We start from the raw sequence: 21,492 nt of genomic DNA on the forward strand, positions 1-21,492 counted from the left end.
TGGCCCACTTACCTTCATCCCTCAAATAACCCGTCTTTTTCCCCGCTGTTCCGCCAATGAAATCGGCATTTTTTTGGCATGCTGACCGCAATTTTATTCCCCCCGCACAGGAAGCGCGCCCGTGGCCGAAGACAGCGATCTGGAAAAGAGCGAGGCCCCCACGCCCCACAGGGTGGAGAAGGCGCGCGAAGATGGCCAGATCCCACGCTCACGTGAACTGACATCCGTTCTGATGCTGGTGGCAGGGCTGTCGATCATCTGGGTCTCCGGCGGCAACATGGCGCAACAGCTGGCGGCAATGTTGACGCAGGGCCTGAATTTCGATCACGGCATGGTCAGCAACGACAGGCAGATGTTGCACCAATTGGGCATGCTATTGCGGCAGGCGGTGTGGGCGCTATTACCGATCATGGCGGGGCTGACGCTGGTGGCGCTCACGGCTCCTATGCTGCTGGGCGGCGTGCTGCTAAGCGGTAAATCACTCAAATTTGATTTAAAGCGCATGAACCCGCTGTCGGGGTTGAAACGGATCTTTTCCAGCCAGGTGCTGGCGGAGCTGCTGAAGGGCATCCTGAAGGCGACGTTGGTCGGGTGGATCACCGGTTTATTCTTGTGGCACAACTGGGCAGCGATGCTGCATCTGGTGACGCAACAACCGCTCGATGCATTGGGTAACGCGCTGCACATGATCATTTTTTGCGGCTTGCTGGTTGTGCTTGGGCTGACGCCAATGGTGGCGTTCGATGTGTTTTATCAGCTGTGGAGCCACTTCAAAAAGCTGAAGATGACCAAGCAGGACATCCGTGACGAGTTCAAGGAACAAGAGGGTGATCCGCACGTCAAAGGGCGCATCCGTCAGCAGCAGCGTGCCATCGCTCGCCGCCGCATGATGGCGGACGTGCCCAAGGCTGACGTCATCGTCACCAACCCGACGCATTACGCTGTCGCATTGCAGTACAACGACAAAAAGATGAGCGCGCCGAAAGTGCTGGCCAAGGGGGCCGGCGAGATTGCACTGCGCATCCGCGAACTGGGTGCGGAGCACCGCATCCCTATGCTGGAAGCGCCGCCGTTAGCACGTGCATTGTATCGGCACAGCGAGATTGGACAACACATTCCCGCTACCTTGTATGCCGCCGTGGCCGAAGTTCTGGCCTGGGTTTACCAGCTAAGACGCTGGCGGCGTGAAGGGGGATTGATCCCGAAAAAACCTGAACGTTTACCGGTGCCGGAAGCACTGGATTTTGCTGGAGAAAGTAACTCTGATGGCTAATTTAGCCGCCTTGCTTCGTTTGCCGGGCAGTTTTAAAGATACGCAGTGGCAGGTGCTGGCTGGCCCAATACTGATTCTGATGATCCTGTCGATGATGGTGTTGCCGTTGCCGGCATTTATCCTCGATCTGCTGTTCACCTTCAATATTGCCTTGTCGATCATGGTGCTGCTGGTGGCGATGTTCACCCAGCGTACGCTGGAATTCGCTGCATTCCCCACCATATTGCTGTTCTCGACCTTATTGCGCCTGTCGCTGAACGTCGCCTCGACACGAATCATCCTGATGGAAGGGCACACCGGCTCAGCCGCTGCCGGTCGCGTGGTGGAGGCCTTTGGTCACTTCCTGGTCGGCGGTAACTTCGCCATCGGTATTGTGGTGTTTATCATTTTGGTGTTAATCAACTTTATGGTTATCACCAAGGGTGCCGGGCGTATTGCCGAAGTGGGCGCCCGCTTTGTGCTGGACGGCATGCCGGGTAAGCAAATGGCGATCGACGCCGATCTCAACGCGGGGTTGATCGGTGAAGAGGATGCGAAAAAACGGCGTTCTGAAGTCACACAGGAAGCTGATTTCTACGGCTCGATGGACGGTGCCAGTAAATTTGTGCGTGGCGACGCGGTAGCCGGTTTAATGATCATGGTGTTGAACGTGGTCGGCGGCCTGTTGGTCGGCGTACTTCAGCACGGGATGGAGCTGGGCACTGCAGCAGAAACTTACACCTTGCTGACTATCGGTGACGGCCTGGTTGCGCAGATCCCCGCATTGGTTATCTCCACTGCCGCGGGTGTTATCGTCACCCGTGTGGCCACCGATCAGGACGTTGGCGAGCAGATGGTTGGCCAACTGTTCAACAACCCACGCGTCATGTTACTCAGTGCGGCTGTGCTGGGTTTGCTGGGGCTGGTCCCGGGAATGCCGAACCTGGTCTTCCTGCTGTTCACCGCAGGCCTGTTAGGGCTAGCCTGGTGGCTGCGCGGGCGCGATCAGCAAGCGCCGAAGGTGCAAGAAGTGCCGGTAGCGCAGGACAATCCGCAGGCGGTGGAAGCCAGTTGGTCAGACGTACAGTTGGAAGATCCTTTGGGTATGGAGGTCGGTTACCGCCTGATCCCGATGGTGGATTTCCAGCAGAACGGCGAGCTGCTCGGCCGTATCCGCGGTATCCGTAAAAAGTTTGCCCAGGAAATGGGGTACCTGCCGCCGGTCGTGCATATACGCGATAACCTGGAATTGCCCCCTGCGAGCTACCGTATCCTGATGAAAGGGGTCGAAATAGGCAGTGGTGAAGCGCAGCCGGGACGTTGGTTGGCCATCAACCCGGGCAACGCCGTGGGTGAGCTGGCCGGAGACAAAACCACCGATCCTGCCTTTGGCCTGGAAGCCGTATGGATTGACAGTGCGCTGCGCGAACAGGCGCAGATCCAGGGCTTTACCGTGGTTGAGGCCAGTACCGTGGTAGCCACCCACCTTAATCATTTGATTGGTCAGTTCGCCAGCGAGCTGTTTGGTCGACAGGAAACGCAGCAACTGTTGGATCGTGTCGCCCAGGATATCCCTAAACTGACCGAAGATTTTGTGCCCGGTGTGGTGTCGCTGACCACGTTGCATAAGGTGTTGCAGAACCTGCTGGCTGAACGGGTTTCGATCCGCGATATGCGTACCATTATTGAAACCCTGGCGGAGCATGCGCCGTCGCAAACCGATCCTTATGAGTTGACGACCGTGGTACGCGTTGCATTGGGACGGGCGATAACCCAGCAGTGGTTCCCGGGCAACGGTGAAATTCAGGTTATTGGTTTGGATACTCAACTTGAGCGCTTGTTATTGCAGGCGCTGCAGGGCGGTGGAGGGCTCGAGCCGGGGCTGGCAGATCGTTTACTGGAACAGGCCAGGCAGGCGCTCCAGCGACAGGAAATGCTCAGTGCCCCGCCGGTACTGTTGGTGAACCACGCACTGCGGGCGCTGCTGGCACGCTTCCTGCGCCGCAGTCTGCCGCAGATTGTGGTGCTGTCAAACCTGGAAATTAATGACGATCGACAAATCCGTATGACGTCCACGATAGGGGCAGCTTAATGAAACGGCTTTTGGCGCTGATTTGCCTGCTGGCGCCGATGAGCGTACAGGCGATATCCGGTTCCTGGGTGGCCGACAGTGTCGGTGCCACGCTGGAGTACGGGGGTGAGCGGGGGGAATCGCCAGGGCTACGTGCGCCTAATGCGTTACCGGACGGGAATGCGCGTATCACCAGCGTCAGTTGGCGCTACCAACTGCTGGCTGGCGAACCGGCGGGTATGCAAGCACAGCTCTGCACCTTAACCCGCTGTATTGTGCTGGGCGGCGGCAGCGGTAGCAGCAGCGGGTTACAGGGCGAACCGGCCAACGCCGAGCTGCGCTTTGTTTATTACGTGCAGGCGCGCGGTAGCCTAAACCCGCCACTGCGCGTGATTAGCAATCAGGTGATTGTTAATTACGAATGACGGATTAGGCAAGGATTGCCAGCCCGTTGTGTTCGACCAGCGAAAGTAGCTTCATTGCGGCGGAATTTGGAACAGCTTCACCGCGCTCCCATTTTTGCACCGCTTTTTTGCTGACGTTCAGGTGCAAGGCAAACACCGGTTGACTGACGTTTTCGCGCTCGCGCAGGGCGCGGATGTCGGCAGCGGTGTACTGTTTTACCGAGCGTAAACACAGCATGTTGAAGGTTCGCATAGTGACATCGTCAACAAAACCCGACTGATGCAGTTCCTGAACCTCTTGGTGGATCTCAGCAAGGATTTTGCTCATAGGTCAGTCTCCTCAACTTCTTGTCATTAACCAACGGATAAAGCCTGAAGGGCGAGAAATCCAGATAGAGTGCAGCCAGACACTGCAACCCGGCGAGCTCATCATTAACGATATTGTTCTTTTCATTTTTTTGGCAAACCCCCGCATGAAAAACAGGCGATCTTCCTCCCGAAAAGCGATAAGCACTCGGTAACCGCCGCGTTTCCCCCCCCGGCTCTGGCAACGCGTTTTGTATACACGCAACTGCCCAAGTTGGCATCGTACAGTTTGTTTTGTATTTCACGAGCGGCCTTAATCACCGTAGCGTCGCTGATACGTTCATGAGCGGCGAATGCCTGAAACGTTTTGGTGAGATAAATATCGGCCATCCATCCTCCCTGTGAAATTATACCCTTTAAGGGTATAGATAAAGTAATTTGAAAACCAACACAGGGTGAGGGAAGGCGTTGAGAAGGTAAAAGTCCAAATGCCGGCATTGCGCAGCACTCTGCAAATAAAAAGCGGCTAATAAGATAGGGTGATAATAAGAGTGCCAGTGCGATCGCAATAGACGCAGAGCACCCGGTTGAAGGGCAACCGGGTGGCATCTCGTAGGTCAAACGCCGATTTTTCGGCCTAGCAGGCTGGTGTTGCGTGACTGGCCATCCGGGCCGTAAAGCGATTTATTTTGCTTGCCGAGGATCGCCAACGCCTGGGTGTTGTGGTCGATCTGCTGATTGAGCAACATGCCGTTATGCTGGTTTTTATCGCGCAGCTGTTGGCTGAGCCTCTGTACGTGTTGCCATGCCTCTGCCAGGGGCGGATGTGCAGAATAAGGGGCCTGCTGCCCTTGTGCACTTTCCTGGCGTAGTCGTTGCTGTTCCAAATAGTTTACCGTGGCCAATAACTGGCTCTTCGCGTCGGTCGCGCGTTGCAACGCCACACCCGGTAATTGGCCTGAGCAGAGCAAATCATGTTCTTCCGTCAGCACTGTATCCAGCGCATTCAGGGTTTCCAGCAGCTTATTGATCAATTGCGCCAGATTATCCATTGCAAATAGTCACCTTTCAAAGAGTCCCTGAGTCTTAATCTGGCGGCAATGCCCGATTAAGCCTCTGGCGTTGGGCTGCCGTTTGGCATCCACTGCGCGTCGTTTTGCACGTCTTGCAGCAGCGCATCGGCAATTTTGCCCGCATCCATTTTCAGCTCGCCGTTACGGATCGCCTGTTTAATGGCATCCACTCGGTTCATATCAATATCTTGCGTGCCCGGTTGCATTAACCGCGCTTGCGCGTCGCTCAATTTAACCTGGGTGCCGCTGACGGTGCTTTCTGTCTGTGCGGCCTTGCGCGGCTGAAGTGGATTTTCAGCTGGCGTTTCACGCGGTTGCACCGCCGGAACGGGGTGCAGCCGTTGGGTGCGATCGATACTCATGGTCAATCTCCATCGTTGCCGTCGCCGCGCAGGCAATGGCTGATATTTTTTTGCGGCCCTGGCGGCCAATAAAATACTGCTTATGTTTTTCTTATCGGCAGGTTTTAAGAAACCTTTATACCCGTCATGCTTGAAGTTGCATCTTTGTTGACTGCATTGAGACAACGCCCATGATCTTGGGGAGACATTTTTATAATGTGATGCGGATAGTGCCGTCGTCACCGGCAATACCACTGACAATTTGCCCGGAAGCCATGCGAACGCGGATGCTGTCTTCAGCGGCAGCATTGTTCATCGCTTTGCCCGAACCCGTGATATTAAATCCGCTTCCTTGTGCCGTCACCTGAACTGACTGACCGGCCTTGATCACCCAGGCCCGGCGTAACATCGCGAAGGTCAGCGGTTGGCCAGGGCTGATATTCCGCAGGCTGATGGCCCCGAGGGCCTTGCCGGGTTCGCTCAATGTCCGTGGGGGCAGTGTGTCGAGCCGCCCACTTTTCAGCGTGATGTCCGCTGCCGTGAGCTGGCGACCTGCACTGATGCCGCGCGCCGACACCAGGTATTTCCCGATCACCTGAACCTGCGTCTGGATAAAACGCCGTTCCTGCCCACAGCGCGCCGAGACGCTGATATTACCCCATCGGCGCGCACTCTGCGGCAGAGAAAGCTGCGGAAATTCGCACTGTGGCCACTGGGATGGTGGCGTGCGCACCAACACCTTGACCTGCACCGGACTGCCACTGAACTGGCTGCTGATGAAGCGATCGATCTGCACCGCCAGATCGTCGGCGTGCGCGTTCATGCTGAACATCAGCAGGGTAAACAGCCGCATTTTACCTTTCATCATCGCTTCCTCAATAGCCATCAGGGTGCGCGTAAGTGTACCCGGACTGCGCGCAGGCTAAGCAGATAAATAGCGACGCATTTTGCTCTTATTCCCACGATAGGCTGGCGGAAGGGACGTTTATGCTGTCGGCTCCAAATTCTAACCTCGCGGAGGGAGCATGATCGACAAACTGGACGCTGCTCTGCGCTTTGGTCAAGAGGCGCTGAACCTGCGCGCCCAGCGGCAGGAAATTCTGGCCGCCAACATCGCCAACGCAGACACACCGGGCTATCAGGCGCGGGATATCGATTTCGCCAGCCAACTGAATAAGGTGCTGGAACAGGGCCGCGTCAGCGGCAGTGGTATTGCGCTGAATATGACGTCCGCACGCCACATCCCGGCGCAGAACATGCAGCCACCGCAACTCGATCTGCTGTTCCGCGTACCGGATCAACCGTCGATGGACGGCAATACGGTGGACATGGATCGTGAGCGCACCAATTTCGCCGATAACAGCCTGAAATATCAGACCGATCTGACGTTAATTAACGGTCAGATCAAAGGGATGATGTCGGTGCTGCAATAAGGATAAGGTTCATGTCATTACTGAATATATTTGATATCTCAGGCTCTGCGCTGTCCGCACAGTCGCAGCGCATGAACGTCAGTGCCAGCAACATGGCCAACGCCGACAGTGTGACCGGCCCGGACGGTCAACCCTACCGTGCCAAACAGGTCGTGTTCGAAGTGGCGGCCGCACCTGGGCAGCCAACGGGCGGTGTGCGAGTGGCACAAGTGGTGGATGACCCCGCACCGGAGCGCATGGTGTATCAGCCCGGTAATCCGCTGGCCGATGCCAAGGGTTACGTACGTATGCCGAACGTCGACGTGGTAGGCGAGATGGTCAACACCATTTCTGCCTCCCGGAGCTATCAGGCCAACGTCGAGGTGCTTAACACCACCAAGTCGATGATGATGAAAACCCTGACGTTGGGTCAATAACCGGAGACCACCATGGCTATTGCCGCAACGACGAATGAAACGCTGGATAACACCGTTATCGGGGCTAACAGCAAAACCACCAACAGCCAGGATCTGAACAACAGCTTCTTGACACTGCTGGTGGCGCAGCTGAAGAACCAGGATCCCACCAACCCGATGCAGAACAATGAACTGACCAGCCAGTTGGCACAGATCAATACCGTTCAGGGCATCGAGAAACTTAACACCACACTGGGGTCGATCTCCGGGCAGATCAACAGCAATCAGTCTCTGCAGGCCACTGCGTTGATCGGCCATGGCGTGATGGTCCCCGGCAGCAACATTCTGGCCGGCAGCAAAGAGGGCAAGGTCAGCACCACGCCATTTGGCGTTGAGTTGGAACGTGCCGCAGACCAGGTCACCGCGACCATCACCAATGCTAACGGACAAGTGGTACGTACCATTGAGATCGGCGGTCTGACCGCCGGCGTGCATTCGTTCACATGGGATGGCTCGTTGGATGACGGCAGTGCCGCGCCCGACGGTGCCTACAAAGTGGCGATCAACGCCAAGGGCAATGGCGAACAGCTGGTGGCCCGCAGCCTGCATTTTGGCATGGTCAACGGCGTAATCCGCGATGGCAACGGTGCCAAGCTGGATCTTGGTCTGGCGGGTAGCGCCACACTGGAAGATGTTCGACAGATCTTATAGCACAACAATGTATTTCACTCGGTTATACCCAAAATAATTCGGGTCGCAGGGGCGGCCACTGAACGATTCCCGATGCGCTTCCTCAGGTAGCCGATTCGGGTGAGTCAAGGCGGTCTGCACACCTGCAGCTTGAAGTATGACGGGTATGGATGCCTAAACACTATTCGGAGAATAACATGGCCTTTTCTCAGGCAGTAAGCGGCTTAAACGCGGCAGCAACCAACCTGGACGTGATTGGTAACAACATCGCCAACTCTGCCACTTCCGGCTTTAAATCTGGCAGCGTTTCTTTTGCCGACATGTTTGCTGGGTCGCAGGTTGGGCTGGGCGTTAAGGTGTCCGGTATCACCCAGAACTTTAAGGGTGGCACCACCACCGGTACGAGCCGTGCGCTGGACGTGGCCATCACCGGCAACGGTTTCTTCCGCATGCAGGACAAGGATGGCGGTATCTTCTACACCCGCAACGGCCAGTTCAAACTGGATGAAAACCGTAACCTGACCAACATGCAAGGTCTGCAACTGACGGGCTACCCGGCAGCCGGTACGCCACCGACCATTCAGCAGGGCGCTAACCCGGTGCCGCTGAGCATTCCTGAAGGCATGATGAACGCCAAGGCTTCTTCCTCTGGTTCTATGGTGGCTAACCTGAAGTCCACGCATAAAGTGCCGGAAAACAAAACGTTCGATCCGACCAAGCAGGACTCCTACAACTACGTCAACACCATCACCGCTTATGATTCACTCGGCAATGCACACAACATCAATGCTTACTTTGTGAAGACCGACGATAACAAGTGGCAGGTCTATACCCAGGACGGCAGCGAGAAACCGGTGGATGCAGGGACGATGCAGTTCAGCACCAGCGGTAATCTGGTCAGCACTACCAGTACCCAGGGTGCCGTGGGTGATTTCAGCATGTTGATCCCGATGGGCAGCAAAGACGGTGCCCCGGCGCAGAACTTCACGCTGAGTTTTGCCGGCAGTATGCAGCAGAACGTTAGCAGCGACTCGGTGAGCAAAGTCTCGCAGGACGGCTACGCGGCAGGTGAATACACCAACTTCCAGATTAACAACGACGGTACGGTCGTGGGGATCTACTCCAACCAGCAGACGCAGGTACTGGGGCAGATCGTGATGGCTAACTTCTCCAACCCGGAAGGCCTGGCTTCTCAGGGCGATAACGTGTGGCAAGAAACCGGCGCGTCAGGTCAACCGCGCGTGGGTCTGGCAGGCGGCGGCGGGCTTGGCAAATTGGCCAGCGGTGCGCTGGAGTCGTCCAACGTCGATCTTAGCCAGGAGCTGGTGAATATGATTGTTGCCCAGCGCAACTATCAGTCGAATGCTCAGACCATCAAGACGCAGGACTCCATCCTGCAAACGCTGGTTAGCCTGCGCTAATAGGATTGAGTTATGGATCACGCGATTTATACCGCGATGGGTGCGGCACGGCAGACGCTGGACCAGCAGGCGGTCACCGCCAATAACTTGGCCAACGCCTCGACGCCGGGTTTTCGTGCCCAGTTGTCGGCGCTGCGCGCGGTGCCGGTAGACGGCCCGAGCCTGGCGACGCGTACATTGGTAACGGCTTCCACACCGGGTGCTGACATGAGCCAAGGGGCGCTGAACTACACCGCGCGTCCGCTGGACGTTGCGCTGCAGCAGGACGGTTTTTTGGCCGTAAGCCTGCCGGACGGCAGTGAAGCCTACACCCGTAACGGCAATATTCAGATCTCCCCCACCGGGCAACTGACGGTGCAGGGCGTGCCCCTGATGGGCGACGGCGGGCCGATCGAGGTACCGCCATCGGCGGAGATCACTATCGCCGCAGACGGCACTATCTCGGCGCTGAACGCGGGCGACCCGCCGAACAGCATCGCTCAGATCGGCCGACTGAAACTGGTGAAGGCCGATGCGCGTGAAGTGACGCGCGGCGATGACGGCCTGTTTCGTTTGACGCCGGAAACCCAGCAGCAGCGTGGCAATCAGTTGCCGAATGACCCGCTGGTGCAGGTGATGCCGGGCGTGCTGGAAGGCAGTAACGTCAAACCGATGGAAACCATGGTCGATATGATCGCCAACGCCCGTCGTTTTGAGATGCAGATGAAGGTCATCCACAGCGTGGATGAAAATGAACAGCGCGCCAACTCGTTGTTATCAATGAGTTAATAAGCAAGGAAATAACCCATGATCCCATCTTTATGGATTGCCAAAACCGGTCTGGATGCGCAGCAGACCAATATGGACGTGATTGCCAACAACCTGGCTAACGTCAGTACCAACGGCTTTAAGCGTCAGCGCGCGGTGTTCGAAGATCTGCTGTACCAGACCATGCGTCAACCGGGGGCACAGTCCTCCGAGCAGACGACGTTACCGTCCGGGTTGCAGATCGGTACCGGCGTTCGTCCGGTGGCGACCGAACGTCTGCACAGCCAGGGCAACCTGTCGCAGACCAACAACAGCAAGGACATCGCCATCAAGGGGCAGGGTTTTTTCCAGGTGATGATGCCGGACGGCACCCTGGCTTATACCCGTGATGGTTCGTTCCAGAGAGATCAGAACGGACAATTGGTGACGGCCAGTGGCTTCCAGGTGCAACCGGCGATCACCATTCCGGCCAATGCCTTGAGTATTACCGTAGGCCGTGACGGTATCGTCAGCGCCACCCTGCAGGGGCAAACCGCCGCCCAGCAGGTAGGCCAACTGACACTGACCACCTTTATCAATGACAGCGGCCTGGAAAGCATGGGTGAGAACCTGTATCAGGAAACCGAAAGTTCCGGTGCGCCGAACGAGAGCACGCCCGGATTAAACGGTGCCGGTCTGCTGTATCAGGGGTACGTGGAAACCTCTAACGTCAACGTGGCGGAAGAATTGGTCAATATGATCCAGACCCAGCGTGCCTATGAGATCAACAGCAAAGCGGTATCGACTTCCGATCAGATGCTGCAAAAACTGACGCAACTGTAATTGACGGGCGCTGTTGCGCCCGTAACCCTATTTTGTGAAACAAAGGCGATACCCGTGGTAACCACATATCTGATGGAAAAGCAGCCGCAAGGAAAACGCTGGCTGGCGGCAATGGCGATGCTGACGCTGAGCGGCTGCGCTTACATTCCACATAAACCCCTGGTGGACGGTGCTACCACGGCGCAGCCAGCACCGGCGGGTGCGCCCGTGCCGAACGGCTCCATTTTCCAGACGGTGCAGCCGATGAACTACGGTTATCAGCCACTGTTTGAAGACCGTCGTCCGCGCAACATCGGCGATACCTTGACCATCGTGCTGCAAGAAAACGTCAGTGCCAGCAAAAGCTCCTCCGCCAACGCCAGTCGCAACGGCGCCAGCAAATTCGGCGTTGCCACATCACCGCGTTATCTGGACGGCCTGCTGGGCAACGCGCGTGCCGATATGGATATTTCCGGCGACAGCACCTTTGGTGGCAAGGGCGGGGCCAACGCCAATAATACCTTCAGCGGTACCATTACCGTGACGGTCAACCAGGTTTTGGTCAACGGCAATCTGCACGTGGTAGGGGAAAAACAGATCGCCATCAATCAGGGCACCGAGTTCATTCGTTTTTCCGGGGTGGTCAACCCGCGCACGATCAGCGGCAGTAACTCGGTTACCTCCACCCAGGTGGCGGACGCACGTATTGAATACGTCGGCAACGGCTATATCAACGAGGCGCAGACCATGGGCTGGTTGCAGCGCTTCTTCTTAAATGTCTCTCCGTTTTGAGTACAGGCTATTTTACGTGCCATTTTGAGGTTGGGCAGTGCTCGGGGCCGTCACGTACCGCGTGTAAGCTCCGCTCCCTGCGCGCTGTCAGCCCTCAAACTGCCTGCGACAATAACGCCTTGTGGCTAAGGTGAATGAGGTTCCAATGTTAAAGAAATTTCTAATGGTGCTGGTGATGGGCGCGCTGAGCCTGCCGGCCGCGGCGGAGCGCATTCGCGATCTGGTTACGGTGCAGGGGGTTCGTGATAACGCCCTGATTGGTTACGGGTTGGTGGTAGGGCTGGACGGATCTGGCGACCAGACCATGCAGACACCGTTCACGACCCAAAGCCTGAGCAACATGCTGTCGCAACTGGGTATCACCGTGCCGCCGGGCACCAATATGCAGTTGAAAAATGTGGCGGCCGTTATGGTCACCGCCAAGCTGCCGCCGTTTTCACGTACGGGTCAGAATATTGACGTGGTGGTGTCCTCAATGGGCAACGCTAAAAGCCTGCGTGGCGGCACCTTACTGATGACGCCGCTGAAAGGGGTGGATAATCAGGTCTACGCATTGGCGCAGGGCAACGTGCTGGTCGGGGGGGCAGGCGCGTCGGCCGGTGGGAGCAGCGTGCAAGTCAACCAACTGGCGGGTGGCCGCATCAGCAATGGCGCGACCATTGAACGAGAGCTACCGACCACCTTCGGTGCCGGTGGCGTGATTAACCTGCAACTGAATGATGAAGACTTTACGCTTGCGCAGCAGATCAGCGACGCGATCAACCGCCAGCGTGGAGGCGGGACGGCTTCACCGCTGGATGCCCGTACTATCCAGGTGCTGGTGCCGCAGGGCAACAGCTCACAAGTCCGCTTCCTGGCCGAAATCCAGAACATTAGCGTCAGCGTGGGGGCGATTGACGCCAAGGTGATCATCAACTCACGAACCGGTTCTGTCGTAATGAACCGCGACGTAATCCTGGATTCTTGTGCCGTCGCGCAGGGCAACTTGTCAGTGGTGGTCGATCGACAAAATACCGTCAGCCAGCCAACGACGCCGTTTGGCGGCGGGCAGACGGTAGTGACGCCAAATACCCAGATCTCCGTGCAACAGCAGGGGGGCTCGCTGCAAAAGGTGAATGCCAGCGCTAATTTGAACAACGTGATCCGTGCGCTGAATGCGCTGGGTGCGACACCGAACGATTTGATGTCGATCCTGCAGGCGATGCAAAGTGCCGGTTGTTTACGCGCCAAGCTGGAAATCATCTGATGGCTGGGGATTTGATGGCGATGTCGGGCGCGGCCTATGACGCCCAGACGCTAAACGGCTTGAAGCGTGATGCGGCGGCGGATCCGCAAGGCAACCTGAAACAGGTGGCGCAGCAGGTTGAAGGCATGTTCGTGCAGATGATGCTAAAGAGCATGCGCGCCGCGCTCCCGCAGGATGGCGCGCTAAGCAGCGATCAAACGCGGCTGTATACCTCAATGTACGACCAGCAGATTGCCCAGCAGATGTCGCAGAAAGGCCTGGGGCTGGCCGACATGATGGTCAAGCAGATGGGCAATGCCAATGCTGTGCCGAGTGAAACCGCAGGCCTGTCGCCGATGGCGTTGGACAACGAGGTGCTGCAAGCGCTGCCAAATCAGGCACTGGAGCAGATGATCCGCCGTGCGGTGCCGAAGGCCCCCTCGGCGGCACCAATGACGCTCAATAACGGCAACTTTGTTGCTCGACTGTCTATCCCGGCGCGGGTCGCCAGTCAGCAGAGCGGTATTCCGCATCAGCTGATTGTCGCGCAGGCCGCGCTGGAATCAGGCTGGGGGCAACGCGAGATCCCGACCGCAGAAGGGGCACCGAGTTATAACCTGTTCGGCATCAAGGCAGGCGGGAGTTGGGACGGTCCGGTGACCGAAATCACCACGACCGAGTTTGAACAAGGGGCAGCGAAGAAGATTAAGGCGAAATTCCGCGTTTACGGGTCTTACGTCGAGGCGATGGCCGACTACGTCAAACTGCTGACGAATAATCCGCGCTACGCCGACGTGGCCAATGCCCGCAGTCCTGAACAGGCGGCGCATGCATTGCAACGGGCCGGGTATGCCACCGATCCTCAATACGCCAACAAGTTGGTCAGTGTGATTCAGCAAATGAAAAACACGGGTGAGCAGGTGATAAAAGCCTATACCCATGACTTGAAGGACCTGTTCTAAATCCCCCTTCATTCCTGACGCGATAACGGTGTGGGGTGAAGGTGCTATTCGGCCCATTCGTGGGCCTTACTCCTGACGGACCAGTGCAGGCCGGTGGGTTACCCCGCTTGAGGCCGCCTTGTTGCCACGCGCATTATTGGGGGATTTGCGAAAGTTATGAATCATGAATAAAGGCCAGCAATTCCCTATCAAGTTTCCCCGTTTTTTGCCGATAACCGAGACAGGCTGAGTGAACAAACTCAGCAGCTTAATAAAACCCTGTGGGCCACCGGCACCGCAGCAAAAGGAATTCTTATGTCCAATAGCTTAATCAATACCGCGATGAGCGGACTGAATGCGGCTCAGGTGGCGCTCAGTACCGTCAGCAACAACATTTCCAACTACAACGTGGCCGGCTATAACCGCCAGACCGCCATTCTGGCGCAGAACGGCGGCTTAAGTACCATGAGCGGTTTTATCGGTAATGGCGTAACCGTTACCAGCGTCAATCGCGAATACAACCAGTTCATTACCAACCAACTGCGTAGCGCACAGGGCAATGCCGAAGCGCAGGGTGCCTACTACGAGAAAATCTCTCAGATAGATAACCTGCTGGCGAGCAAAACCAACTCGTTGTCGACCAACATGCAGGATTTCTTCACTAACCTGCAAAACCTGGTGAGCAATTCTGGCGATGACTCTGCGCGTCAGACCGTGCTGGGCAAAGCCAACGGTTTGGTTAACCAGTTCAATAACACCGACAAATACCTGCGTGATATGGACAGCGGCGTCAACCAGCAGATCAGCGACAACGCACAACAGATCAACAGTTACAGCCAGCAGATTGCCCGCCTGAACGACGAGATCACTCGCCTGCGCGGCAGCGGCGGCGAGCCGAATGCGTTGTTGGATCAGCGCGATCAACTGGTGACGGATCTGAATAAAGTGGTTGGTGTCCAGGTGACCCAACAGGATGGTGATGCCTATACGGTTTCATTCGCTAACGGCCTGACGCTGGTGCAAGGCAGCACCACTTACCAGGTGTCGGCAGTCCCTTCCAGCAGCGATCCTGCACGATTGACCCTGGGCTATGACCGCGGCCACGGTGCTAGCGAAGTGCCTGAGGGCCAGATCAATAGCGGCAGTTTGAGCGGCGTGTTCAAGTTCCGCAGCGAAACGCTGGACGGCGCACGTAACCAACTGGGGCAAATTGCACTGGCGTTGGCAGATAACTTTAATCAGCAGCACCGCGCAGGTTTCGATCTGAACGGCGACGCTGGTACCGACTTCTTCAGCTTTGGTGGAGGCCGTGTGGTGGATAACACCCGCAATACGGGTGACGCCTCACTGTCGGTTTCTTATACCGATACCAGTAAAGTGAAAGCCAACGACTACCGCGTTGAGTTCGACGGCAGCAACTGGCAGGTGAGCCGCCTGCCGGACAACGTTAAGGTGAACGCTACAGCGGGCACGGGTGCCGACGGTAAGCCTACCCTGAGCTTTGATGGCCTGCAGGTCAGCATCGACGGTAGCGCCAAGGCCAAAGACAGCTTTACCGTGAAGCCGGTCAGCGACGTGGCGGGTAGCCTGAAAGTCGCCATCAGCGACACGTCGAAAATTGCTGCTGCCGGCAAGGATGACAGCGGCCGCGGCGACAATGAAAACGCCAAAAAACTGATCGATCTGCAAACCCAAAAGCTGGTGGACGGCAAAGCCACGTTTAGCGGTGCCTACGCCAGCATGGTCAGCAGCATCGGCAACCAGACCGCCGCCGCCAAGGTGGCGACGACCTCGCAGGGCAACATTGTCACGCAGCTGGCCAAGCAACAGCAGTCGATCTCCGGCGTTAACCTGGATGAAGAGTACGGTGAGCTATTGCGTTTCCAGCAATATTACATGGCTAATGCGAAGGTGGTTGAAACTGCCAGCTCGCTGTTTGACACCCTGTTGAGTATCCGTTGATTTAATTGCCGACCGGCCTTGATGGTGCCGGTCGCTCACAGTGAGGAACCTACAGCATGCGCATGAGCACCAGCATGATGTACCAACAAAACATGTCCGGTATCACCGGCAACCAGTCGTTGTTTATGAAGGCTGCCGAGCAGCTGGCGACGGGCAAACGGGTGATCAACCCCTCTGACGATCCGCTGGCGGCATCGCAGGCGGTGATGTTGTCGCAGTCACAGGCCGAGAACAACCAGTATACGCTCGCGCGCACCTTTGCCCGGCAGAGCGTTTCGATGGAAGAAAACGTGTTGGCCGGTGCAACGTCCACCATCGCCGACATCAAAACGTTGATCGTCAACGCGGGTGGCACCAAAAGTGATAACGACCGCGACTCGTTGGCAACGCAGTTACAGGGGTTGAAAGATCAACTGCTCAATCTGGCTAACAGCACCGACGGCAATGGCCGCTACATGTTTGGCGGTTACGTGAACGATAAGCCACCCTTTGTCGATGAAGGTGGAACCGTAAGCTATAAAGGCGGTGACAAGGCGGTCGAACAGAAGGTGGACGCCAACCGTACTATGACCATCGGCCATACCGGTGATGGGGTGTTTATGGCGCTGACCAGCAACCCGAAACCTGAGCCGGACGGCAGTGCCCCGGTTGCCAACGTGTTTGAGAGCATAGACATTGCCCTGAAGGCGCTGAAAACGCCGCAGCAGGATGCGGACGACGCCACCAAGCAGCAGGTGACTGATGCCTTGGCCAAGGCGAGTCGCGGCATGGATAACTCCTACAACAAGGTGCTCAGCGTGCGCGCCGAATTGGGGAGCCAACTGCAGGAAATGGATCAGTTGGACAGCATTGGCAAAGAGCGCGACATGACCAACCAGGTGCAAATGAGTGCGCTGACGGATGCGGATCTGGCCGAATCGATCTCTGCTTACTTTATGCAACAGGCCGCGTTGCAGGCGTCATACAAGACCTTCGGCGATATGCAGGGTATGTCGCTGTTCCAGATGAACCGCTAATTCCCGCCGTCTTTCAAGCCGCAGCGTGGTTGCCTGCACGACAAGGCCCATTCACGGGCCTTGTTTCTGGCTGCAGCCTGAAATCGATAGGCATAGCGATGATAAATCGCCTTTAGTGAGGGCGCAGCAGGCAGCGCGCGCTCAGAATGAACGGCAATAATAAACACCCGTTGTGAAGCCATAGCGGGTAACCCTTTGGGTGTGCTTAGAAGACTCTATCTCTGTAGAGAATTCTTGAAACCGGGCGCACTTGTTTGGCACGTCACTCTTTCCCCCACTAAGGTTTGAGTGACGTGCCTTTTTTTCGACAGACACAAAAAATAGATGTGTCATATCCGCCTTATTTAACGCCGTAAAACGCAGAGGTATTTATTGCGGACTGAGGAATAATTATAGATCTTATATATCTATATTTAATGATAACGGCAGCGTTATTTTTTCTTTTTAACCATTTTCCATTTTTCGTCTTTTTCCGACGGGCAGAGGGCAATCTGAATCCGGTTGGTTGCCCAGTGCGTCAGGCCCAAGGTTCTTCGTGCTCTTCGGTTGGTTTTTGCTTTCATGTCTATGCTCCTGAGAATAGAGGTAAAAACGCCGCAGATAATAAATATGCCTGACCCGCCGGCTGACCCCGGTGAGTGGCTGTTTTATTCTTGCGGAGATGGAATGTGTTTTATATTTCTACTTCCCTATGCGTTCTTTTTTAATCGCGCTCCTGTATTTTATTCTGTGAAAATTAATGGATGGTAGGGTGGTTTTCTACTGATGGTTTTATATTTAACAAGGCCATTCTAAGGGGGGTATTTTATTATTCAAGGCAATAAGATTAATTGAAGCCAAATAGTGTTTATCTGTTTTTTTCAACTTTTTATAGCGAGAAAGGGGTTTTACTGCCAGTTTGTTCGGAGAGGGGCGGCCGTTAAGCCGCACGGGTTGGCTAACATTAAGGCGTCATGTTGCCGATGACGCTGGCCAGACGATCGAAGAATTCGCCGAAAAGGTGCTCACAGAACGGTGCCAGCATCGGCATCATCATACCTATGGTCATGATACCTATCGTCATGGTGACCGGGAAACCGATAACAAACACCGACAGCTGAGGGGTCATGCGATTGAGCAGGCCCAGCGCCAGGTTCAGCGTGAGCAACAGGCATATCAGCGGTAACGCCAACATCATGCCGATGATAAAGATCAACGAGCCTGCTTGGGTGAGCGCCAGAAAACCATTGCCATTCAAGGGTTCTGCCTGGATAGGCAGGGTATGGAAACTGTCCACCAACAGTGAAATCAGCCACAGGTGGCCGTTGAAGCTGAGGAACAGCAGCATGGCCAGCAAATTGAGTAGCCGTGCCAATACCGGCGTATTCGGCCCGCCACTGGGGTCAAAGAAGGTGGCGAATGACAAGCCCATCTGCATGCCGATCACTTCGCCAGCCAAGCGTATCGCCGCAAAGGCAAATTGCATCGTCAGGCCCAGCGCCACACCGATCAGTATTTGCTGAGCCGCCAGCCACAACCCGGCTGCGGAAAAAATGGGGACAGTACTGATTGGCAATCCGGGCGCAATCAGTATCACGATCAGCCCGCCGAGGCCAATTTTCACCTTCTTGCTGATTTGCTTTTCGCTGAAGACCGGAGCAGTACTGATGAGCGCCAGAATGCGTAGCAATGGCCAGAAGTATTGACTCAGCCAGACGCCGAACTGCGCGCTATCAAATGTGAGCATGATTAACCAATCAGATTTGGCAGATTAGTGAACAGCGTACGCATGTAATCCAGCAGCAGGTTCAACATCCATGGCCCGGCGATCACGATGGTGGCGACCACCGCCAGAATTTTTGGAATGAACGACAGCGTCATTTCGTTGATCTGGGTGGCGGCCTGCAGCAGGCTGACCACCAGGCCGCTGACCAGCGCGGCGAGCAGCATGGGGGCTGCCAGCGCCAGCGCCACTTTCATCGCTTCGGTGCCCAGTGCCATGACCGATTCGGGTGTCATTATGCTTCCTTCAGAGGTGGCGTGAGCGCCGGGTTACGAGTAAAAACTCTGCGCCAGTGAGCCGAGCAGTAACTGCCAACCATCTACCAGTACGAACAACATCAGTTTGAACGGTAGCGAGATGGTCGCCGGCGGTACCATCATCATCCCCAACGCCATCAAAACGCTGGCGACCACCAGGTCGATAATCAGGAAAGGAATAAACACGGTGAAACCAATCTGGAACGCCGTTTTTAGCTCGCTGGTGACGTAGGCAGGCAACAGAATGCGCATAGGCACCGCTTCCGGCCCCGCCAGCGGGGGTTGGTTAGCGAGTTTGGCGTACAGCGCCAGATCGGTTTCACGCGTTTGGCGCAGCATAAACTCGCGTAGTGGTTGCGCGCCTTTATCCAACGCCACATCCAGGCTGATTTTATCCTGGCTAAACGGCAGATAAGCGTCCTGATAAACCTTGTCGAACACCGGTGACATGATGAAAAAGGTCAGGAAAAGTGCCAGTCCAAGCATCACCTGGTTCGGCGGCGCTGACGGGGTTCCCAGCGCATTGCGTAACAGCCCAAGGACAATGATGATGCGGGTGAAACTGGTCATCATCAGCAACATGGCGGGCAGGAAACTGAGCGACGTCAGCAACACCAGCGTTTGCACCGGCAATGACCAACTTTGGCCGCCGTTAGCCAGCGGTTGGCTGATCAGCCCAGGCAGCTGTGCGAAAGCCGCCGGGCTGACTAACAGCAAGGCTGCGGTGATACCGCAAAGGCATTGCTTGCCCCGCGCAAATGAGGCGATATAAGGAACGAGGAATTTCATGCCGATTTTTCCGGGCGTTTCAGAACTTTTTGCATCAGTTGGCGAAAATCTGCCGGCGGCGCCGTGTCGGCTACCGTGCTGTCTTTCGGTGGTGCGGGCAGGGTATGTAACGGCGTGATTTGCTGTGCAGTGACGCCGAGCACCAATAAGGTGTTCTCCACCTCGATCACCACCACGCGCTCACGTTGTCCCACCTGACAGCTGGCACGCAGGTTAAGCAGTTTGCTGTTGCGTGCCTGTGGGGCAAATCCCAGACGACGGAAAAGCCAACCTGCCAGCAGGATCAAGAGCAGGATACCGCCAAGCGCGGTGCTGACTTGCGTCAGCACCGAACCGGCCGGCAGCGCCGGCGCGGAGGATTGCAAAGTGCCTGCGTTAGGCGTGGTCGTGCTTGGATTCATCAGCGGCTCAGGCGGCGCATGCGCTCGGAAGGGGTGATGATGTCGGTAATGCGCACGCCAAACTTGTCGGCCACCACCACGACTTCGCCTTGGGCGATCAGATAACCGTTGATCATGATGTCCAGCGGTTCACCCGCCAGCCCGTCCAACGCCACGACAGATCCCTGCGACAGACGCAACAGCTCCTTGATGGTCATTTTGGTACGGCCCAGTTCGACGGTTAATTTGACCGGGATGTCCAGGATCAGATCGATATCTTGCAGGCTGCCGCTTGCATCTTGCGGTTCCAGCGATTTGAACACGGCGTCACTTGCAGACGTTTTTTCAGTAGCTTGCTGTTCGTTAAACGCATCAGCCCACAGATCGTCCACGGATTCCTTTCCTTCGCCAGACGGTTGCTTAGGATCACTCATTTGGGCTGTTCCTCACTCAGAGCATTCAAAATAGGGTTAATCAAATGTTCAACACGCAGGGCATATTGCCCGTTTAACGTGCCGTATTGGCTGGTCAGAACGGGTACGCCGTCCACGTGGGCAATCAGGCGATCCGGCTTATCAATCGGTAATACGTCCCCTGGCTGCAACTTCAGGATCTTTGACAGCCGCATTGGGATATCGACGAAGTTGGCAATCAGTTCCAGCTCGGAATGTTGCACCTGCTTCACTAAGGTTTCACGCCAATGGCTGTCTTCCTGCCGTGAGTTTTCCAACGGCGGGTTGGTCAGCAGCTCGCGTAACGGCTCAATCATCGCAAACGGAATACAGATATTGAATTCACCGCTCAGCGCACCGATCTCCACCTGGAACGGCGTAGTCACCACAATGTCGTTCGGTGAGGTGGTGATATTGGTGAATTTCACCTGCATTTCTGCGCGCACGTATTCCACATTGATCTTGTAAATCGCGCTCCAGGCATCGCCGTAGGCGTCCAGCGCCAGGCGTAACATGCGTTTAATCACCCGCTGCTCAGTGGGGGTAAACTCACGGCCTTCCACTTTCGTTGGAAAGCGGCCGTCGCCGCCGAACAGGTTATCGACGGCGATAAATACCAGGCTCGGTGCGAACACGAATAACGCGGTGCCACGCAGCGGATTCAGGTGCACCAGGTTGAGGTTGGTTGGCACCGGCAGATTACGGGCAAATTCGTGATACGGCTGGATCTTGATCGGGCCGACGGTAATGTCCGGGCTACGACGCAGCAGGTTGAACAATCCCATGCGGAACTGCCGGGCAAAACGTTCATTGATGATTTCCAGCGCGTGCAGACGCTCGCGTACCACGCGGCGCTGGGTGGTCGGATCGTACGGCTTGACCTCGCTCTCGTTGCTGGTGACGGCTTCGGGTTCATCACCCGCGCTGTCTCCATTGAGCAAGGCGTCGATCTCTGCCTGTGAAAGAATGCTGTCGCCCATAG

At 56.2% G+C, this 21,492-nt stretch carries 26 protein-coding genes; 14 read left to right on the forward strand and 12 right to left on the reverse strand.

What is annotated here, in order from left to right; genetic code table 11:
* Positions 1-121: 121 nt before the first annotated feature.
* Genes flhB through ACI2J2_RS02555 form a run of 3 tightly spaced genes read left to right on the forward strand, consistent with a single transcriptional unit; the run spans position 122 to position 3,748 of the window.
* A complete protein-coding gene (flhB, locus tag ACI2J2_RS02545; protein WP_209635593.1) occupies positions 122-1,273 on the forward strand; it encodes a flagellar biosynthesis protein FlhB in 1,152 nt (383 codons plus the stop codon).
* On the forward strand, positions 1,266-3,344 hold the full coding sequence (flhA, locus tag ACI2J2_RS02550; RefSeq protein ID WP_265553892.1) for a flagellar biosynthesis protein FlhA: 2,079 nt from the start codon (positions 1,266-1,268) through the stop codon (positions 3,342-3,344). Before flhB ends, flhA begins: the two co-directional genes overlap by 8 nt.
* Positions 3,344-3,748 carry a flagellar protein FlhE gene (locus tag ACI2J2_RS02555; protein WP_209635589.1) on the forward strand — a complete coding sequence of 135 codons (405 nt, stop codon included), beginning with the start codon at positions 3,344-3,346 and terminating at the stop codon, positions 3,746-3,748. The genes flhA and ACI2J2_RS02555 overlap by 1 nt, the downstream gene beginning before the upstream one ends.
* 4 nt (positions 3,749-3,752) lie before the next feature.
* Here the strand turns inward: ACI2J2_RS02555 and ACI2J2_RS02560 are convergent, their stop codons facing one another.
* The 5 genes from ACI2J2_RS02560 to flgA all read right to left on the reverse strand — a co-directional run bounded on the left by ACI2J2_RS02560 (position 3,753) and on the right by flgA (position 6,312).
* Positions 3,753-4,055, reverse strand: a complete 303-nt coding sequence (locus tag ACI2J2_RS02560; protein ID WP_404759352.1) for a helix-turn-helix domain-containing protein — start codon at positions 4,053-4,055, stop codon at positions 3,753-3,755.
* A gap of 122 nt (positions 4,056-4,177) precedes the next feature.
* Complete coding sequence (locus ACI2J2_RS02565; protein ID WP_404759353.1) at positions 4,178-4,423, reverse strand: type II toxin-antitoxin system RelE/ParE family toxin; 246 nt, start codon at positions 4,421-4,423, stop codon at positions 4,178-4,180.
* 227 nt (positions 4,424-4,650) lie between these two features.
* On the reverse strand, positions 4,651-5,085 hold the full coding sequence (locus ACI2J2_RS02570; RefSeq protein ID WP_209635585.1) for a flagella synthesis protein FlgN: 435 nt from the start codon (positions 5,083-5,085) through the stop codon (positions 4,651-4,653).
* 56 nt (positions 5,086-5,141) lie between these two features.
* On the reverse strand, positions 5,142-5,468 hold the full coding sequence (flgM, locus tag ACI2J2_RS02575) for a flagellar biosynthesis anti-sigma factor FlgM (RefSeq protein ID WP_265553887.1): 327 nt from the start codon (positions 5,466-5,468) through the stop codon (positions 5,142-5,144).
* Positions 5,469-5,658: 190 nt separating this feature from the next.
* The gene (gene flgA / locus ACI2J2_RS02580; protein ID WP_209635581.1) at positions 5,659-6,312 is read right to left on the reverse strand and encodes a flagellar basal body P-ring formation chaperone FlgA; all 654 of its coding nucleotides are present in this window, start codon (positions 6,310-6,312) and stop codon (positions 5,659-5,661) included.
* Between the two features lie 160 nt (positions 6,313-6,472).
* Between flgA and flgB the strand changes: the two genes are divergently transcribed.
* The 11 genes from flgB to flgL all read left to right on the forward strand — a co-directional run bounded on the left by flgB (position 6,473) and on the right by flgL (position 16,870).
* Complete coding sequence (flgB, locus tag ACI2J2_RS02585; RefSeq protein WP_209635578.1) at positions 6,473-6,880, forward strand: flagellar basal body rod protein FlgB; 408 nt, start codon at positions 6,473-6,475, stop codon at positions 6,878-6,880.
* An 11-nt stretch (positions 6,881-6,891) separates the two neighbouring features.
* Positions 6,892-7,296, forward strand: a complete 405-nt coding sequence (flgC, locus tag ACI2J2_RS02590) for a flagellar basal body rod protein FlgC (RefSeq protein WP_037418983.1) — start codon at positions 6,892-6,894, stop codon at positions 7,294-7,296.
* 12 nt (positions 7,297-7,308) lie between these two features.
* Positions 7,309-7,986 carry a flagellar hook assembly protein FlgD gene (gene flgD, locus ACI2J2_RS02595; protein WP_209635576.1) on the forward strand — a complete coding sequence of 226 codons (678 nt, stop codon included), beginning with the start codon at positions 7,309-7,311 and terminating at the stop codon, positions 7,984-7,986.
* A gap of 176 nt (positions 7,987-8,162) precedes the next feature.
* The gene (gene flgE, locus ACI2J2_RS02600; protein WP_209635574.1) at positions 8,163-9,386 is read left to right on the forward strand and encodes a flagellar hook protein FlgE; all 1,224 of its coding nucleotides are present in this window, start codon (positions 8,163-8,165) and stop codon (positions 9,384-9,386) included.
* Positions 9,387-9,398: 12 nt separating this feature from the next.
* Positions 9,399-10,154, forward strand: a complete 756-nt coding sequence (locus tag ACI2J2_RS02605) for a flagellar basal body rod protein FlgF (protein ID WP_209635572.1) — start codon at positions 9,399-9,401, stop codon at positions 10,152-10,154.
* Between the two features lie 18 nt (positions 10,155-10,172).
* Positions 10,173-10,955 (forward strand): flagellar basal-body rod protein FlgG, encoded by a 783-nt coding sequence (gene flgG, locus ACI2J2_RS02610; RefSeq protein ID WP_020827517.1) that lies wholly within the window; start codon positions 10,173-10,175, stop codon positions 10,953-10,955.
* Positions 10,956-11,027: 72 nt separating this feature from the next.
* Positions 11,028-11,726 (forward strand): flagellar basal body L-ring protein FlgH, encoded by a 699-nt coding sequence (gene flgH / locus ACI2J2_RS02615; RefSeq protein ID WP_209636127.1) that lies wholly within the window; start codon positions 11,028-11,030, stop codon positions 11,724-11,726.
* Between the two features lie 145 nt (positions 11,727-11,871).
* A complete protein-coding gene (locus ACI2J2_RS02620; protein WP_209635570.1) occupies positions 11,872-12,972 on the forward strand; it encodes a flagellar basal body P-ring protein FlgI in 1,101 nt (366 codons plus the stop codon).
* The gene (flgJ, locus tag ACI2J2_RS02625) at positions 12,972-13,913 is read left to right on the forward strand and encodes a flagellar assembly peptidoglycan hydrolase FlgJ (protein ID WP_209635568.1); all 942 of its coding nucleotides are present in this window, start codon (positions 12,972-12,974) and stop codon (positions 13,911-13,913) included. The genes ACI2J2_RS02620 and flgJ overlap by 1 nt, the downstream gene beginning before the upstream one ends.
* Positions 13,914-14,207: 294 nt before the next feature.
* Positions 14,208-15,854, forward strand: coding sequence for a flagellar hook-associated protein FlgK (gene flgK, locus ACI2J2_RS02630; RefSeq protein WP_209635566.1), 1,647 nt, complete (start codon positions 14,208-14,210; stop codon positions 15,852-15,854).
* Between the two features lie 56 nt (positions 15,855-15,910).
* Entirely contained in the window at positions 15,911-16,870 is a 960-nt protein-coding gene (flgL, locus tag ACI2J2_RS02635) for a flagellar hook-associated protein FlgL (RefSeq protein WP_209635564.1), read from the forward strand.
* 431 nt (positions 16,871-17,301) lie between these two features.
* On the opposite strand, the gene sra is transcribed toward flgL, so the two are convergent.
* The 7 genes from sra to fliM all read right to left on the reverse strand — a co-directional run bounded on the left by sra (position 17,302) and on the right by fliM (position 21,490).
* A complete protein-coding gene (gene sra / locus ACI2J2_RS02640) occupies positions 17,302-17,433 on the reverse strand; it encodes a stationary-phase-induced ribosome-associated protein (protein WP_265553871.1) in 132 nt (43 codons plus the stop codon).
* 380 nt (positions 17,434-17,813) lie between these two features.
* Positions 17,814-18,596: a flagellar biosynthetic protein FliR gene (gene fliR, locus ACI2J2_RS02645; protein WP_404759354.1), complete on the reverse strand. Its 783-nt coding sequence runs from the start codon at positions 18,594-18,596 to the stop codon at positions 17,814-17,816.
* Between the two features lie 2 nt (positions 18,597-18,598).
* Positions 18,599-18,868, reverse strand: coding sequence for a flagellar biosynthesis protein FliQ (gene fliQ / locus ACI2J2_RS02650; RefSeq protein ID WP_037419012.1), 270 nt, complete (start codon positions 18,866-18,868; stop codon positions 18,599-18,601).
* A 33-nt stretch (positions 18,869-18,901) separates the two neighbouring features.
* Positions 18,902-19,678 (reverse strand): flagellar type III secretion system pore protein FliP, encoded by a 777-nt coding sequence (fliP, locus tag ACI2J2_RS02655; RefSeq protein WP_245209862.1) that lies wholly within the window; start codon positions 19,676-19,678, stop codon positions 18,902-18,904.
* Positions 19,675-20,079, reverse strand: coding sequence for a flagellar biosynthetic protein FliO (fliO, locus tag ACI2J2_RS02660; RefSeq protein WP_404759355.1), 405 nt, complete (start codon positions 20,077-20,079; stop codon positions 19,675-19,677). Before fliO ends, fliP begins: the two co-directional genes overlap by 4 nt.
* Entirely contained in the window at positions 20,079-20,492 is a 414-nt protein-coding gene (fliN, locus tag ACI2J2_RS02665; RefSeq protein WP_037419017.1) for a flagellar motor switch protein FliN, read from the reverse strand. The genes fliO and fliN overlap by 1 nt, the downstream gene beginning before the upstream one ends.
* A complete protein-coding gene (gene fliM, locus ACI2J2_RS02670) occupies positions 20,489-21,490 on the reverse strand; it encodes a flagellar motor switch protein FliM (RefSeq protein ID WP_037419020.1) in 1,002 nt (333 codons plus the stop codon). The genes fliN and fliM overlap by 4 nt, the downstream gene beginning before the upstream one ends.
* Positions 21,491-21,492 lie beyond the last annotated feature (2 nt).

It is taken from the genome of Serratia sp. NPDC087055 (genome assembly GCF_044900985.1).
Classification (GTDB): Bacteria; Pseudomonadota; Gammaproteobacteria; order Enterobacterales; family Enterobacteriaceae; genus Serratia.